This window comes from Bifidobacterium scaligerum, from assembly GCF_002802865.1.
GTDB classification, from domain to species: Bacteria; Actinomycetota; Actinomycetes; order Actinomycetales; family Bifidobacteriaceae; genus Bifidobacterium; species Bifidobacterium scaligerum.
Map to the genome: position 1 here is coordinate 1 of NZ_PGLQ01000013.1, position 16,271 is coordinate 16,271.

Below are 16,271 nucleotides of genomic sequence, written 5' to 3' on the forward strand. Positions count from 1 at the left end.
CGGGAAGGGAAAGAGGGAGGAGGGAGGGGACGGGAGAAGGGAGAGGAGAGGGGGCGCGACGTGCGCGTCTACTTCAGCGCCTTGCCGGCGGAACCGAGCTGCTGGCAGGCCTCGATCACACGCTGCGTCATGCCGTCTTCAGCCTTGCGACCCCACGAACGCGGATCGTAGAACTTCTTCTCGCCGACCTCGCCGTCGACCTTGAGCACCTTGTCGTAGTTCTCGAACACGTGATCGGCGATCGGGCGAGTGAACGCGTACTGGGTGTCGGTGTCGATGTTCATCTTCACCACACCGTAGCTGACCGCCTCTGCAATCTCCTCCGGCGTGGAACCGGAACCGCCGTGGAACACCAGCTCGAACGGCTTGCCGTTGGGGAACGCCACCTGACCGGCCGCGCTCGGCAATTCGCCCTCGGCCACCGCACGCGCCACGCGAGCCTGGATCTCGCCGAGCAGAGCCGGGCGCAGCTTGACCACGCCGGGCTTGTACGCGCCATGCACGTTGCCGAACGTGAACGCCGCCATGTACCGGCCGCGCTCGCCCAAGCCCAGTCGACGGGCCACTTCCAGACCATCTTCCGGACTGGAGTACAGCTTTTCGTTGATTTCGGCGGAGTGGCCGTCTTCCTCACCACCGACAGCACCGATTTCGATTTCCAGAATGGTGTGAGCCGCCTGCGACTTGTCAAGCAACTCTTCGGCGATATCCAGATTCTCCTTCAGCGGCACAGTGGAGCCGTCCCACATATGCGACTGGAACGTAGGCTCCTGACCGCGCTTGACCTGTTCGGCCTCGTGGGCAAGCAGTGGACGGACCCATTCATCGAGATACTGCTTGGCGCAGTGATCGGTGTGTAGGGCCACTGTGATGTTCGGGTACTTTGCGGCCACTTCGTGCGCAAACGCTGCGAGGGCCAGCGAACCGGTGACGCGATCGTTGACGCCCATACCGGATACGTACGCCGCACCTCCCACGGACACCTGGATGATGCCGTCCGATTCAGCGTCGGCGAAGCCCTTCAATGCGGCATTCAGCGTCTGCGAGCTGGTCACATTGATGGCAGGGTAAGCGTATCCGCCACGACGTGCGGCATCAAGCATTTCGGCATAGCGTTCCGGTGTTGCGATTGTCATGGCTTCATTATCGCGCGGGGACTGCCCGCCGGCACCGGTTTGTCGGTTCGGTGACTGTGCGATTGGTCACAACGGGAGCTGCTGATGGGAATGCTGCTGTAGGTGCGGGCGCGGGCGTGAGCCGGGCGACGCCAACGCACGCATCACCGCAAGTACCGCCCGTTACCGCATGAGGAACACCATCAGAATGATCATCGCGAATCCCGCCAGATCAGTAGGCGTGAACACGGCACCGGCGAACAGCACGCCGGAGATCGTGGCGGTCACCGGCTCACTGGTGCCCAGCATTGTGGCCCGCATGGCACCGCACCGCTGCGTACCAGCCAGAAACAGCCAATAGGCACCGAACGTGCCGCCCACCACGGTGAACGTCATCAGCGCAATCCCCAATCCATCCAATGCGGGAGCGCTGGCCCATGGCCGCACAAACGGCACCAGCAATACGCCGGAGACGATGAACATCATGCCGTTTACCGTGAAATTGCCCCATTTGGCCATCATGGCGATCGGCGCGATCGACATCACCGCCGTACACAGCGCATCAATCAAACCCCATGCCAAACCCGGCAGCGGCAAACTGAGCCGCGACAAGTCGCCACCGGTGGCAATCAGCACCGTTCCGGCAAAAGCGAGCGCCACACCGACGCTTTCCCGCACGCGCGGCAATCGGCTGCCCCGCACGCAGACGAACAGCAATACGAACAGCAGGTTGAGTGTTTGCAGCACCGTGGCCGTGCCGGAATTCGTCCAATCGATAGCATTGAGATAGGCTACTTGCACCAGCAGCACACAGGCCATCGCGCAGGCCACAAGCTTGGGCCACACACGCCAATCGCGGCACACACCGATAAGCTTGCGAGGCGTAAACACGGCGGAACATACCAAGAAGATCATGCCGGCGGCCAGTTGTCGGACGCACGCGATCCACAGCGGATCGGCGTGATAGGTGCCCATCAGAATCTTGGACACCGTGGCATTGATACCCCACAGCATGCCACCGGCGAGCACCAATGCCGCACCGATCACAATGTCGCGCGGAGTGCGCTCGAAGGTGGGGGTGGGTCGCTTGGGCGCGGCCGGCGTCTGGGCCGAAACCGCGCCGGGTTTCCCGGCCTCGGTACCAGTCGCATCGGTCGCATCTATTGAGGTTGAGTCACGCATCGACCAACACACTACGCCAACTCGCCTGATGGCGTGCCCAGCCATAGACGTCACACAACAAGAGTAGGCACAATATGCCCGCCCCTCGTAGAAGCGTGAGGGGCCGTCGATTTCACAAGCCAGCCGGCACCCGCCAAACAGAGAAGACGGACAAACGACGACCAAAACAAGACTAGGGCCGCTGCATCGGACAGCACTCAGACGATATGAATTGTTCTCATATCGTTCTCAGCAAGACAATTTCTTTCAGGCAAAAACATGAAGAAAACGGCGGAATTTCAACGATTTCAATGGAGCGGATGACGGGAGTCGAACCCGCCTTTAAAGCTTGGGAAGCTTTCGTTCTACCGATGAACTACATCCGCAATTGCCGCATGGCTTGCACCCGACCGCCGTAACACTCGAATGCACGAGTCACCACTGTATCACGCCCCAGTGCCGAGATACACCCTGCTGTCCGCGATTACGTCGCGCCCACATCCGCAATCACCGATCGACTAGCGCAACACCCGCGTCGAATATGGAGCCGCGCCACCGGATTGCAGCGACGCACCGTTCATCTCATGCGCCATCTGCATCAGGCGGGCGATGCGCTCATCGGTCGGCGGATGCGTGGAGAACAACTTGGCGAACCCGGCGGAAGAGAACGGATTGGCGATCATCATGGCAGCCACCGACTGCGTGCCGGCAGTTTTACGCAACGGCGTGGTCTGTGCGCCATAGGAAATCTTGTTGAGCGCAGAGGCGAGGGCCTCCGGGTCTCCGGTCAGCAGACTGCCGTCTTCGTCGGCGTCATATTCACGGGTACGTGAGATGGCCAGCTGAATCAGTGAGGCGGCGATCGGAGCCAGCACTGCGCTGAGCAGCACACCGATCAGTCCGAGACCGCCCGATCCGCCTTCGCGGTTATCGCGCGAACCACCGCCGAAATACATCAGCGAATAGCCAAGATAGGTGATTACGGTGGCCATGGCCGAGGCGATGGCGGAGGTCAGAATGTCGCGATTGTAGACGTGCATCAGTTCGTGGCCAAGTACGCCGCGCAATTCGCGGGCGTTGAGAATCCGCAGAATGCCTTGGGTGCAGCACACGGCGGCATGACGTTCGTTGCGGCCGGTGGCAAAGGCGTTGGGGCTCATCGTGGGAGCGATGTAGATACGAGGCATCGGTTTGCCGGCACGAGCGCTCAGCTCGCGCACGATCTGATAGATTTCCGGGGCTTCCGCTTCGGAGACCTCACGCGCACCCATCGAGGCGATGGCGAGCTTGTCGGAGAACCAGTAGGAGAAGAATGTAGTACCCAAGCCGATGAGAATGTACACGCCCAGCGTCTGGCGGCTTCCGCCGGTGGCCCACCAAATCAGCATGATGACGGCCCACATCAAGGCAAACAACAGCGTCGTCTTCAGGCCGTTCATGTGGCCATGCACCCGTACTTTGGCATCCATGAGGCTCAGCCTAAGGATATAGCCTGAATGATTGCTGGATATGCGCGAGGAGAAAAATCAAGATATTCACGGTGTCATCAGTGTCCGAGACACCAGCACAGCCGGCCCGGATCAATCACGTGATCTTACGTACGTAACGCGCAAAACGTACATAACGTACATTACGTACGTAACATACAAAAAGGCGGCCGGGAAACCCAGCCGCCCATTGTTTTCGCACAGTGTCATCGCACGGCGTTATTGCGCAACGTTATCGCGCAGTCGCACGGTCAACACCGTCAGCGCATCAGGCCAAAGCCAGCTCACGCATCTGCTCGGGGTCGATGACCTTCTTGTGTTCGCGACCCTCCTTGGCACCCTCGGCGCGCTCGAACGCGTCCACCTTCTTCCAGCCGGCGAAGTCGATCGGCTTGACACCGCGCTCGGCGAGCAGTCGGTCGATCGATTCGGGATCACGATCGGCGGCCACACGACCACCCTCGGCGGCCTTGGCCAGATCCTCAAGCATGTTGGTCACGATGGCCAGAGCGTCGGACTTGGTGGAGCCGATCAGTCCGACCGGACCGCGCTTGGCCCAACCGGTGGCGTAGAGACGCTCACGCACCTCGCCGCCGCCGGGGTCAGTGGTGATGCGGCCGTCACCGTTCGCGTTGGCCAAGTGAGCGCCGTGATTGTCGTAGGCGATGCCCGGCGCCTCAGCCGGCTGGTAGCCGATCGCATGGTACACGGCCTCGACCGGGTAGTCGGTGAACTCGCCGGTGCGGTGCATCTTGCCGTCGGCACCGGTTTCGGTACGCTCCACGCGGATGGCCTTCACCTTGCCGTCCTCGCCCAGAATCTCGGTGGGAGCGGAGTTGAAGTGCACGTAGTACTTGCGATCGGCCGGGTTGCCTTCGAAGTCCACGTCGCCGTCGTCTTCCATATCCTCGGCCATCTCGCGGATGGTGAACAGCTCCTCGACCATCTGACGGGTGAGCTTGTCCTTGCCGGCCACCTCGATGGTCTCATCGTCGAGCTCGAAATCGTCTTCGTTGATGATGAGCTGCACGCCGGGCAGCTTCTCCATCTCACGCAGCTCCTGCACGCTGAACTTGGCCTGTGCCACACCACGGCGGATGAACAGGTGCAGCACCTTCGCCTTGTTCTGGCCGATGCCCTCGTACACGTTGTCCGGAATATCGGTTTTGGCCTTAAGATCGTCCGCGTTGCGCATGAGCTCGCGGGCCACGTCCATGGCCACGTTGCCGCCGCCGATCACAGCCACGTTCTCGGCAGTCAGCGGCCACTCGCGGGCGCCGGTGGGGTAACCGTCGTACCATTCCACGAACTTGGCTGCGCCGTACACACCGTCAAGATCAGCACCGGGCAGGTTCAGCGGCTTATCCTTGACCGCACCGGTAGCGAACAGTACGGCGTCGTAACGGGCGAGCAGATCCTCAAGAGTCACGTCTTTGCCGAATTCCACGTCGCAGTACAGGTGGATGTCCGGGTTGTCGAGCGTCTTCTCCAGCGCGGAGGCGATGAATTTGATGGACGGGTGGTCCGGGGCCACACCGTAGCGCACCAGACCGAACGGCACCGGCAGCTTCTCAAACAGGTCGATGCGGGCCTGGGTGCCGAGGCCGAGCTCTTCGCCCAGCTTCTTGAGCTGGCGTAGGAAGATGTCGGACGAGTATACGCCGGCCGGGCCAGCGCCGATCACAGCAATACGCAATTCGTTGGTTGCGTCGTTATTCGCAGTAGTATTCACAGATTCAGTCACGCGTTACAGGTTATCGCAAAGCATGCCGCGGCAACAGGGGTAAAGCAGTGGGAATTCTGTGATGCTGGGCGGATTTGTGTACAGTTTGCGCGACGTATGCCGACCACCAACCGCCCTACTGCATGATTATGAGGATTCCTAATGTCAGATTACGGGGATCCCTAATGTCAGATTATGGGGATTGCTAATGTCAGATTATGGGTTTTCGGCCTGCCGCTAGCGCAGAATCCGATCCACGAGCAGCTTCCACTCGCTTGCGAGATCGATGGAATCGGGATCGTACAGCCAACGCATTTGGAGACCGTCCATAGCGGCCAGCGTTTGGCGTGCGGCACGCACGGGATCGGCAGCACCGTCATTGCGCGCCGCTCGCGTGTATTCGCGCATCACCCACTGTTCACGATTGCGGAAGTACTCGTATGCCGGATGATTCTGGCTCAGTGCCTCACCTTCCAGCACGGTGTACAGGCGGACGATTTCAGGCTGAGTAGCGTTGCGTTCCGTGGTGGCGATGGTCAGATCACGCAATCCAACGGGAAAATCATCCTCGTCACCGATGGCCTCACCACCGGCCGGTAGGGGCACATTGAGGCGGCCATACAACGCCGCGCGATCGGTTTTATCGCGGTAATCCAGTACGGCAAGCAGCAGGCCCTCCTTGGAGCCGAAGTGGTAGAGCAGACCGGCTTCGGTCATGTCTTCAGCCACGGCGATCTCGCGCAGACGCAATCCCCAGAAGCCATGCTGTGCCACGAACTGAGTGGTGGTGTTGATGATGCTGAGGCGACGCTCCTCCGCCGTCATTGCGGACTTGACATCCTTGGCGCCCCTTGTGCGTTTCATTGCGTTTTTCGATCCAACCACGGCGGTTCAACCACACCTTCATCAATCACCTTGCCGGACATCGCCGGCATTCGCATACATTGTCACCTTATACGATGCATAGGAATGCACTGAAACGCACAGGACCATCTCATCGCATCCGAACCACCGACCAATCACAACAAAAAAGGTCTTCCCAACCATCGATTGCGATAGCGGGAAGACCTAAGCTGCAGTGTTACCGCAGCGCAACGTCACTGATCAGTCCAGCGTAAAGGTGCTGAAGGAGCGCGGCGCCAACGTTGCGGTGAAGGCGCGGCCGGCGTTGGCCGGATCGGCGAAGCTGAAGCTCACCTCGCGCTCCAAAGCGTTCTGCACCACCACGACCAGCGAGCCATCCGGGTTCTCATAGGCAGAGGCCATCGAGGAGAAGCGACCCTCAAGATCGAGCACGCGAGCGCCCGGCTTGACGAAGTGCGAGTAATGGCGCATCACGTAGTATTCGGGGTTGCGGGTGAAGGTCTTGGCTTCAGTATCCACGGAGAACAGGGAGTTCTGGTGCCAACCCCAGGTGCTTTCGGTGCCGGCGAGCACCATGTTCCAGTAGGTGTAGCCCAGAGCGCCGTGGGTCAGGTAGTGGTTGACGAGATGGAAGATGTACTCGGCGTACTCCCAGGAGTTGTCTCCCATGCCGCACTCGGATTCGGTCTGCATGAGCTTGAGCTCAGGCCATGCCTTGTGCGTACGCTCGATGCAGTCGCGGCCTTCCCACTGGTAGCCGACGCCGGTGATGTACTTGCGGGCTTCGTCGTCCATCAGAATGTTGTCGACATAGCGGTTGTAGTTTTCGAGCACCATGCCGTAGAGGCTGACAAACTGCATGTCGCGCGGGCCGTTCAGGGTGCCGAGCCAGATTTCCACACCACCGTCTTCGGCCTTGCCGAGCAGTCCCTCACGCTCGAAGGTGGGGCCCAGGTAGTCGCGGATGAAGATGCGCAGCTGCTCGCTGGTCCACTTGCAGGTGGGGTACTTGGCGTCGGACCACGGCTCGTTCTGCGGGAAGATGCGGGTCACGTTCACGCCGAGGGCGCGGTAGGCGCGCACATACTTGACGAAGTAGTTGGCGTAGGCCGTGAGGTTCTCCGGCGTCATGACGAGCTTGCCGTAGTTGTAGACCGGCGGGTTCTTCATCCACGTGGGCGGGCTCCACGGGCTGGAGTGCACGGAAAGCTGCGGCTGGTATTTCTTGGCGGCGCGGATATAGGGCAGCACGGCACGCTCGTCGCCCTTGACCGAGAAGTCCTTGAGCTCGTAGTCGCCTGGGGTTTCGTCGTAGCTGTACCAGTCGGCGGCGAAGTCGTTGGCACCGATCGGGGCGCGGTTCAGGCGGAAGTTGAGCTCGTCCGGGCTGAACAGCTCCTTGATGACCTGCTCGCGGTCATCCGCGCTCAGCTGCTGCAGCGGCAGCCAACCGAGTTCGTTGAAGCAGCCGCCGAAGCCTTCTACTTCCTGCTCCTTGCCGCCGGTCAGGGTGACGCCCAGTTCGCTGGTCGCACCCTGGGCCGGGGCCTCTTTGGTCTGCCAGCGATCGGTTTCGGTGGTTTCGATCCATGTGACCATGACTAGAAATCTCCTTATTGGTTAATCAGCATTCAGTCAAAATGACGAGAATGCCTTGGACGATATTTGGACGATATTGGGTTTTGCTTGGTATGTATTGATGTCGAGTGGTGGCCGGCGCTTGGTCGAGGCTCCCGGCGCGATCACTTCACGCGCTTGATCATCATGATCAGCACAGCACCGATCAGGGAGACCGCAGCGCAGACCGGGAACAGACCGTAGTAGCTGCCGCCGGAGACGAGCACGATGGCAGCGGCCACAATCGGGCCGAGCAGCTGGGATCCGGTGTTGGCGAGGTTCAGAATACCCAGATCCTTGGCGGCGTTCTCGGCGTTGGGCAGCACTTCGATGTTCAGCGCCTGATCGACGGCGAAGAAGATGCCCATGCCCAGGCCAGCGATGGCACCGTAGGCGACCATGGTCCACGGAGCACTGGAAACCATAGGCATTGCCACGCCGATGGCCACCAGTAGGGCGGCGAACGCCACCGGAATCTTACGGCTCTTGATCTTGTCGGAAATCGGACCGGCGACAATGGACATCACAATGGCGGTGACCATGAGCAGCATCGAGATAATGGACACATACTTCTTCTGGCCGGCGGTGTCGAGATGAATGTAATCGCTCAGGATGTACAGCTGGTAAGCCATGATGGCGGTGGTGGCGGTGTTCACCAGCATCTTGCCGAACAGGGCGAGGTAGAAATCGCGGCAATCCTTGACCGGGAAAATGAAGTGCTGCACGAACATATCCCAGGTGAAGCTCTTCTTCTCCATGCCGAGGCTGGACTGTTCACGCATGAGCAGCACGGTAACCGGGCCGCACAGCAGGGTGAGCACGCTCATCACGATGATGCCGGTGCCGATCTTCGGGCCAAGGAACTGAGCGCCGACGAGCTGGCCTCCGTACTGGCCGATCACGTAGCCGAATGCGTAGATGGAGGAGATCAGGCCGCGGTGCTTAGGCGCCACACGATCAGCGATGGCAGCGACGATCGGCGCGACAAGCGCGTTGAGGAAGACCTGGTACAAGCACCACGAAACCACCAACAGCGGCACGGTCTGCACGGCGTTGAAGACAAGCAGCATCACGAAGCATCCGACGGATCCGACGATCAGCCACGGGGTGCGGCGGCCCCAACGGCTGCGGGTCAGGTCAGACAGGCCGCCAATGATGATGTTGGCGAGCGTGGCGAACACCATTGCGGAGCCGGACAGCAATGCGATGATGCTGGCTTTGTTCGTCGGGTCGATGATTTCGACCTTGGCAGGCAGCAGCACGGCATTCACGCCGAGGTACGGGCCGAGCCACAGCATGGCACCGAGGGCCGTCGCAATGCCAATGAGGATAGGGGCTTTGGGCTGCTCGTCATCGCTCACTGAGCCAGTCCACGCTTTCGAGGCTGTTGATACCGCTTCAGAAACGGACATCGTTACTCCTTTGTTGCCATCGACTCGGCTCGCATTGTTCTGCAATGAACCAGCACCTTCACTATGCGCAGTCGAAGCGATGTTCTGTTGTTGACGATGACTACTTTACACTTAATGACTATTAAGTCAAATTGGGGGATGGTGGTTCTCGGCAAGGCGTTTCGCTTGGAATCATGCGGTTTTGGCGGGGTGGATCTTCGAGCCAACCGTAATCGCGCCTCATTCAGGCACCATCAGTGGAATCGCCCTGCTGAAGAAAGAGCGTGACCTAGGGCCGACCGATAAAACGCCCCACTCACCAGCTCCCAGTGGGACGTATCTCCGAATGGCCCGAGGAAATGCTCCGCCAATTCATCTTAATGAAGCAAACTCTCGGGTTAATCGCGGTTTCGTCACATTCATAAGCGGTGAGTGGAGCACCAGTTCGAATACACCGAGATCTTGCTCCACTGATAGTCCATCAGTGGAGCAAGATCTCGGGTATACCGACGGAACGCCCCGTCCAGTGAGGCATAGCCGGCCCGCCTAGTCCCGATCAAGCACGGCAGTGAGGGCCCAGAGGATACTCACCACGTCGATGCCCTCTTGCAGGAAAGCACCGATTACCACCGGAATCAGGTTGAACGCGGCGGCGATCATGCCAATCACCGCCAGCGCGAGCCCGGCGACCACGGCCTGCAGCATGATGCGCTTGGTACGGCGGGCGATGGCGATGGCGCGCGGCACGGCGGTGATATCGTCGTTCATGATCACCACTTGCGCGCTTTCCGAGGCGGCGGTGGACGTGCCGTCGGTAATCGCGACGCCGAGGTCGGCGGCGGCCAGCACCGGCGCATCGTTCACGCCGTCGCCCACCATCATCGTGACGGGCCGGTCACCGAAGCCGCCCTGAGCCGCCACCGCGTCCACCTTGTCTTCCGGGAAGAGTTCGGCATGAACCTCATCGATGCCGACTTCGCGCGCAATGATTTCCGCCGAAGCGCGCTTGTCTCCGGTGAGCATCGTGAGCTTGGAGATCCCCAGGCCATGCAACGCGGCGAGCGCGGCCTTAGCGTTGGCACGCGGCACATCGCGCAGCACGATGCGGGCGATCAGCCGACCGTCCACGGACACATAGGACGCCATCTCATCCGGCTGCAGCATCCCGAATCGCGTGCGTAAATCCGCGGAATTTCGAGCCTTACCGGCGCCCAAAGGATGCTGGGCACGAAGCCGACCGAGGGAATCAACGTCCGTCTCCGCCCGATGGGAGTCGGCAGCGCCATCCGCGGCGGCCGCGAACGAGAGGCGTCCCACGCGCACCATATGCCCATTGACTTCACCGGACACGCCTTTGCCGGCCGTCTCCTTGATGCTCTTGACTACCGGATAATCGCGGCCATGGCCCGGCATGCTGGCCTCCGGCTCCGGACAGTCGCGCTGGCCGGCCGCAAACCGGGCGCGCAACCGAGCCATCGCCTCCGTACCGGCCTTCGCGATGCCTTTGGACAGAATGTGCACCGAGTAGCCTTCGACCACACCGGCCATCATCAGCACATGATCCTCATTCAGTTGCGTTTCCACGCCCGGCAGCATCTCCACACGCACCACCTGCGGCTGCTTGACCGTGAGCGTACCGGTTTTGTCGAAGAACACTTGCGTAACTCGCCCCAAGTTTTCCAGCACATCCTGGGTTTTGATGAGCACGCCGGCAGCGGCCAGCCGGGATGTGCCTGCAATGTAGGCCACGGGCGCGGCGATCAGCAGCGGGCAAGGCGTGGCGAGCACCAGCACCTGCGCGAATCGTGTCGGAATGCCGGACACCGCCCAAGCGACGCCGGCGATCACCAACGAAAGCACGGTGAACGGCACCGCCAGCCGGTCGGCGGTTTTGACCACGGCCGGGCGGGACTCCTGAGCGGATTCCACCAACTGGAGAATGCGCTGGTACTGGGACTCGGCGGCCGGCTGCGTGGCGCGCATGGTGAGCGCCGCGGAACCGTTGACTGCACCGGACATCACGCGGGCACCGGCGAACACCGTACGCGGCACCGGCTCGCCGTTGATCGCGCTCAAGTCGAGCGTCGCCTCGCCGGAGAGCAGCTCGCCATCCACCGGCACGATTTCGCCCGGCAGCACCATCAGCACATCGCCCGGCTGCACTTGAGCGACCGGGACCGTGGCGAAACGCTGGGCCGTCGCGGATTGAGCGGATGAAGTATGACGGAAGCCGTCGTTCGCTGCATCGTCTTGGATTTTGCCGCGGCCCACGCCGGGCAGCGTCACGACGTGCGCGGTTTGCGGGGCGGCCTTGACCAATGCAGTCAGACTGTGCTCAGCTTTGCTTTGCGCGTACTCTTCGATGGCTTCGCCGGAGGTGATCATCAACGTCACGGCCCAGCTGGCCCAGTATTCGTGGACCGCCACGGTGGACAGCATCGCCATCACCGCCAGCAGGTCAACGCCCACCTGGCCGTTGCGGATGTCGTCGATCATGCCGCGGATCGTGTCCGTCACGATGATCAGCACCAGCACAATCACCAGCCACTGCCCCACGCCGGGATCACCCAAGACGGGAATCGCAATCGAGGAAGCGGAAGCCGCGCTGGGCTGCCCAGCCAAAGCGGCGTCCCACGGACGCCACTGGCCCAGAGCCGCCAGCGGGATTGCGGCGATAACAACTACGGGCAGCATGGGCACCAATCGGCAGACGCGCACGACGGCGGCACATAATCGTTGGAAAAATCGGATGAGACTACGCATCTCATGCTCCTTACGCTCGTATACGGGGCCGATTGCTGCGGGCAGTTGTCGCAGCGAGGAGACGGGCGCGAGCGGATGCGGGTATGCAGTCGCGTGGCCAGCCTCAATCGGCACATGGTCACGCCTTGTTAACCCACCGGCGTCTATGCCGGGCAGCTTGGGCAGGGCCTTTCGATCCCGTTCCCGCGAGCTGCGCCTGCGCGACTTTCCGATACACGGCGTATAGAATTATTCAGTTATCACAATGTGATTGCATCTGCAATGGTGCCGTATGCGTCGGACTTTGATGTCTCGCACGCGCCAATTCCCTTGCAACGCAAAAGGACCGTGGGGATATACCCTCCACGGTCCTTTGGTTGTCCGACATGGCGTTCGGCGGTGGCCGTCCAACGTCATGTGACGTGTTGTTCAGCGATTCAGCTGTATTCAGTTATGTACTATGTACGGCCTATGCCGACCTTACGCTCGGCTTGCCGGCCGACGGTTTACCACAGGCCGAACGGGTCGGAGAAGCCGCCGTCGCCGTAGCCGTCGGAGCCGTTGCCGTTCTGGTCGTTCTGACCGTTGCCGTTGCCGTTCGAGTCATTGCCATTCGAACCGTTCGAGCTGGACGAGCCGTTGACGCTGGATTCCTCCTGATCGAGGGTCACCTCCACGTCCATCGTCTTGCCGTCACGCACGATGGTCAGCGTCGCCTTGTCGTTCAACGCGGCGGCGCGCACGAAGCCGAGCAGCGAGTAGTTGTTGTTGACCGCGTTGCCGTTGAAGGCCACGATCGTATCGCCTTCCTTCAGGCCGGCCTTGTCGGCCGGGCCGCCGGAGACGACTGCGGAACCGCCGACGGACGGCTTGGTGATGGTCGCGCCGCCACGGGTGACGCCGTCGGCCTCAACGGTGTCGGACTTGATGGTCACGCCGAGCGCCACATGCGTCACCGAACCGTTGCTGATGATCTCATTGGCCACGCGCTTGACCAGGTTGGAAGGAATCGCGAAGCCGATGCCGATGGAACCTGCGGTGTCCGAAGAGGTGGCGGTGGAGGCGATGGACGAGTTGATGCCGATTACCTGGCCGGCACCGTTAAAGGTCGGGCCGCCGGAGTTGCCGGGGTTGATGGCCGCGTCGATCTGCACGGCGTTGGTCACGACCTCGTTGTTGTTGTCGTCGGTCACGCTCACCGGGCGGTTCAGAGCGGAGACGATGCCGGTGGTGGCGGTGTCGTCGTAGCCGAGCGGGTTGCCGATGGCCATCACGCTTTCGCCCACGGCGAGCTTGTCGGAGTCCGCGAATTCCACGGGCGTCAGGTCGCTCGGCGGGTTGTCGAGCTTGATCACGGCCAGATCGGTGGTGGTGTCAGTGCCGACCAGCTTGGCGGAGTACATCGTGCCGTTGGCCAGCGTGACCGCGATGGACTGAGCGCCGGAAATCACGTGGTTGTTGGTCACGATGTGGCCCTCGGTGTCAAGAATGGCACCAGAACCCTTGGCCGTGCCGTTGGAGAGCGTGGTCTGGATGGAGACCACGGAGTTGGACACGGACGACGCGACGGACGTCCAGTCCACAGCCTGGCCGCTCTTGGCGGTGGCGGAACCGGAACCGGACTTGTTCGAAGTGACATTCGACAGCGAGCTGGTGGACGGCAGGTTAATCCAGCCGTTGGTCAGCGCCGCGTACCCGAGGCCAAGGCATAGCGCAGCAGACACCACTGCGGCGATAATCGCGGTGACGACGATCCCGACGGCCTTGGAACCGCCGCGCTGGGCCGGCTGAGGCTGAGCCGGATTGCCATTGCTCGGACCATTCGGGACGGACGGACCGTTCGGGGTGTTCGGAGCGCCTGCGCCGAACATGCCCTGCGGAGCGAACGGGTTGCCGTTGCCCTGCGCGGAGTTCTGCGGCTGCGGGTTGAACGGGTTGCCGTTGCCGCTCTGTGCGGGCTGCTGCCCCGGCTGCGGATTATTGGTGAAGTACGGATTGCGGTTGCCCGGCTGGCCCGGCTGCGGCTGAGCGGTCTGGCCGAACGGCAGCGGCTGGGTGGCCTGACCGTTGAATGCGGGCTGAGACGAGGCATTCGGGGTATTTTGCGCAGGCGCAGTGGGGGTCGGACCGTATGCGCCGTACTCCGGAGCCGGGCGGTACAGCGGTGCGGTGGGAGCCTCCGACTGGCCGGCATTGGGCACGGCGGCACCGGCCGGGGCAGCCGGGGCGGAAGAGACCACCGTGCTCTCGCCCTTGGCGGCGGCATAATCCGGAACCGGGTCAATGGCCGTCGTCGCGGTCGTGTCCGGCTGGGCTGCGGTCTGGGCCGGCAAAACCTGCGTAGCCGGCTGCGCGCCTTCAGCCTCGGAATGTTCAGTATTCAGCGTTTGCTCAGAAGTATCGCCAGGATTTGGCGTTTGGCCGTTCTGCGGGGTCTGGTCGACGCCCTGCGGGTTGAATTCGTCAGCCATCACTGCTCCTTTTCTAAAATCTCATCACGCTCAGCAGCGCAGCCGAGCCCTGTAGCTGTATTGCGTTCAATCGGCTGCGCCTCTTGTGTGCTACCTCTGTAGTAAAGGCAGTCAATCTGGAGGTTTTCTGAATGTTGATTGAAAGTCTATAAGTAATCTGCGCAGAGTCATATGGGTATTGATGTCTATCTCGCCTACAAGGGGCCAATATCCGCGGTCAGGAGCATCTATCTGCGTTACAAGAGGCTGGTCCGGAACAATAACACCCCTATTCGCCCCTCGCAGAGGCTTCACCTTTTCCGCCCCTTTTGCCTAAAGTGAACATATGAGCGAACGTACAGCGACAGGACTGCTTGACCATCCACGTGGCGCCGAACCCGGCAAACCCGGCGACCGCAGCGCATTCAGTTTCGAAACCGTTACCCGACTCTCCTCCACGGCGGACGGCTTGGGCCGCGACGGTGCCCGATACGGCCGCACCGGCATCATCCACACCCCTCACGGCGACATCAAAACGCCTGCATTCGTGCCAGTCGGCACTCAGGCCGCAATGAAAGCCGTGCTACCTGAACAGATGAAGGATCTGGGAGCGCAATGCCTGCTCGCCAACGCCTTCCATCTTTTCGAACGCCCCGGCGAAGACGTACTGGATGCGGCCGGCGGCTTGGCGCGTTTCATGAACTGGGGCGGACCGACCTTCACCGATTCGGGCGGCTTCCAGGTGATGTCGCTGGGTGTGGGATTCAAGAAAACCCTCGCCATGGACGTGACCGGCATGAAATCCGACGACATCATCGCCAAGGGCAAGGAACGTCTGGCATGGGTGGATGAAGATGGCGTCACGTTCAAGTCTCCGCTCAACGGCAGTTCGCATCGTTTCTCCGCTGAAATTTCGATGGGCATTCAGCACAAGCTCGGCGCGGACATCATGTTCGCGTTCGACGAGCTGACCACGTTGATGAACACCCGCTCCTATCAGGAAAACTCGGTGGAGCGCACGTTCCGCTGGGCCAAGCGTTGTGTGGCAGAACACGAGCGACTGACCGCCGAGCGGCTGGGCAAGCCGTATCAGGCGTTGTACGGGGTGGTGCAGGGCGCGAATTACGAAGATCTGCGACGTCACGCGGCCGAGCAGATCGCTTCGCTTGATTTCGATGGCGTAGGCATCGGCGGCGCGATCGAAAAACGCATCATCGGCAATACGTGCGCATGGATCTGCGACGCGATGCCGGAAAACCGACCGCGCCACGTGCTGGGCATCGCCTCCGTGGACGACATCTTCGCCTGTGTGGAGAACGGCGGCGACACGTTCGACTGCGTGGCACCCGCTCGCTGCGCGCGTAACGGCGCCATCTACACCCGTTCCGGCCGATACAACATCAAGCGCGCCGAAAACAAGTTTAATTTCGAGCCGCTGGAGGAGGGTTGCGACTGCTATACCTGCCGCAACTACTCACGCGCCTATGTGGATCATCTGCTGCGCGCCCGCGAATTCAACGGGTTCACGCTAGCCACCATCCACAACGAGCACTTCTTCGTGAAACTGTTGGACGATATCCGCGCTTCGATCGACGGCGGATACTTCGACGAATTCCGCGACGAAACGCTGGCCCACTTCTACGGCGACGGCGAACGTCGTCCGGGACTGTGATCGGCTACAGGTTTTCTGGCTCTCCCCCGGTCCTTGGCCTTTCCGCTTA

General features: G+C 61.3%; 10 protein-coding genes and 1 tRNA gene. 1 reads left to right on the forward strand and 10 read right to left on the reverse strand.

The features are described from left to right. Window positions 1–68: 68 nt before the first annotated feature. The 10 genes from fbaA to CUU80_RS10415 form a co-directional block, all read right to left on the reverse strand. Window positions 69–1,136, reverse strand: a complete 1,068-nt coding sequence (fbaA, locus tag CUU80_RS10370; protein ID WP_100497263.1) for a class II fructose-bisphosphate aldolase — start codon at window positions 1,134–1,136, stop codon at window positions 69–71. A gap of 162 nt (window positions 1,137–1,298) precedes the next feature. Further along, entirely contained in the window at window positions 1,299–2,297 is a 999-nt protein-coding gene (locus CUU80_RS10375) for a DMT family transporter (protein WP_100497264.1), read from the reverse strand. A gap of 291 nt (window positions 2,298–2,588) precedes the next feature. Beyond that, window positions 2,589–2,662 (reverse strand) — tRNA-Gly (locus tag CUU80_RS10380). Between the two features lie 132 nt (window positions 2,663–2,794). Then, window positions 2,795–3,745, reverse strand: a complete 951-nt coding sequence (gene htpX, locus CUU80_RS10385) for a zinc metalloprotease HtpX (protein ID WP_100497265.1) — start codon at window positions 3,743–3,745, stop codon at window positions 2,795–2,797. Between the two features lie 286 nt (window positions 3,746–4,031). Beyond that, window positions 4,032–5,507 (reverse strand): FAD-dependent oxidoreductase, encoded by a 1,476-nt coding sequence (locus CUU80_RS10390; RefSeq protein ID WP_243388735.1) that lies wholly within the window; start codon window positions 5,505–5,507, stop codon window positions 4,032–4,034. 216 nt (window positions 5,508–5,723) lie between these two features. Then, on the reverse strand, window positions 5,724–6,350 hold the full coding sequence (locus tag CUU80_RS10395) for a TetR/AcrR family transcriptional regulator (protein ID WP_100497266.1): 627 nt from the start codon (window positions 6,348–6,350) through the stop codon (window positions 5,724–5,726). Window positions 6,351–6,590: 240 nt separating this feature from the next. Then, complete coding sequence (locus CUU80_RS10400) at window positions 6,591–7,949, reverse strand: glycoside hydrolase family 30 protein (protein WP_100497267.1); 1,359 nt, start codon at window positions 7,947–7,949, stop codon at window positions 6,591–6,593. A 143-nt stretch (window positions 7,950–8,092) separates the two neighbouring features. Beyond that, window positions 8,093–9,379 (reverse strand): MFS transporter, encoded by a 1,287-nt coding sequence (locus CUU80_RS10405; protein ID WP_100497268.1) that lies wholly within the window; start codon window positions 9,377–9,379, stop codon window positions 8,093–8,095. 525 nt (window positions 9,380–9,904) lie between these two features. After that, complete coding sequence (locus CUU80_RS10410) at window positions 9,905–12,121, reverse strand: heavy metal translocating P-type ATPase (protein ID WP_100497269.1); 2,217 nt, start codon at window positions 12,119–12,121, stop codon at window positions 9,905–9,907. A 485-nt stretch (window positions 12,122–12,606) separates the two neighbouring features. Further along, a complete protein-coding gene (locus tag CUU80_RS10415) occupies window positions 12,607–14,571 on the reverse strand; it encodes a S1C family serine protease (RefSeq protein WP_100497270.1) in 1,965 nt (654 codons plus the stop codon). A gap of 325 nt (window positions 14,572–14,896) precedes the next feature. Between CUU80_RS10415 and tgt the strand changes: the two genes are divergently transcribed. Continuing rightward, entirely contained in the window at window positions 14,897–16,222 is a 1,326-nt protein-coding gene (tgt, locus tag CUU80_RS10420; protein WP_100497271.1) for a tRNA guanosine(34) transglycosylase Tgt, read from the forward strand. Window positions 16,223–16,271 lie beyond the last annotated feature (49 nt).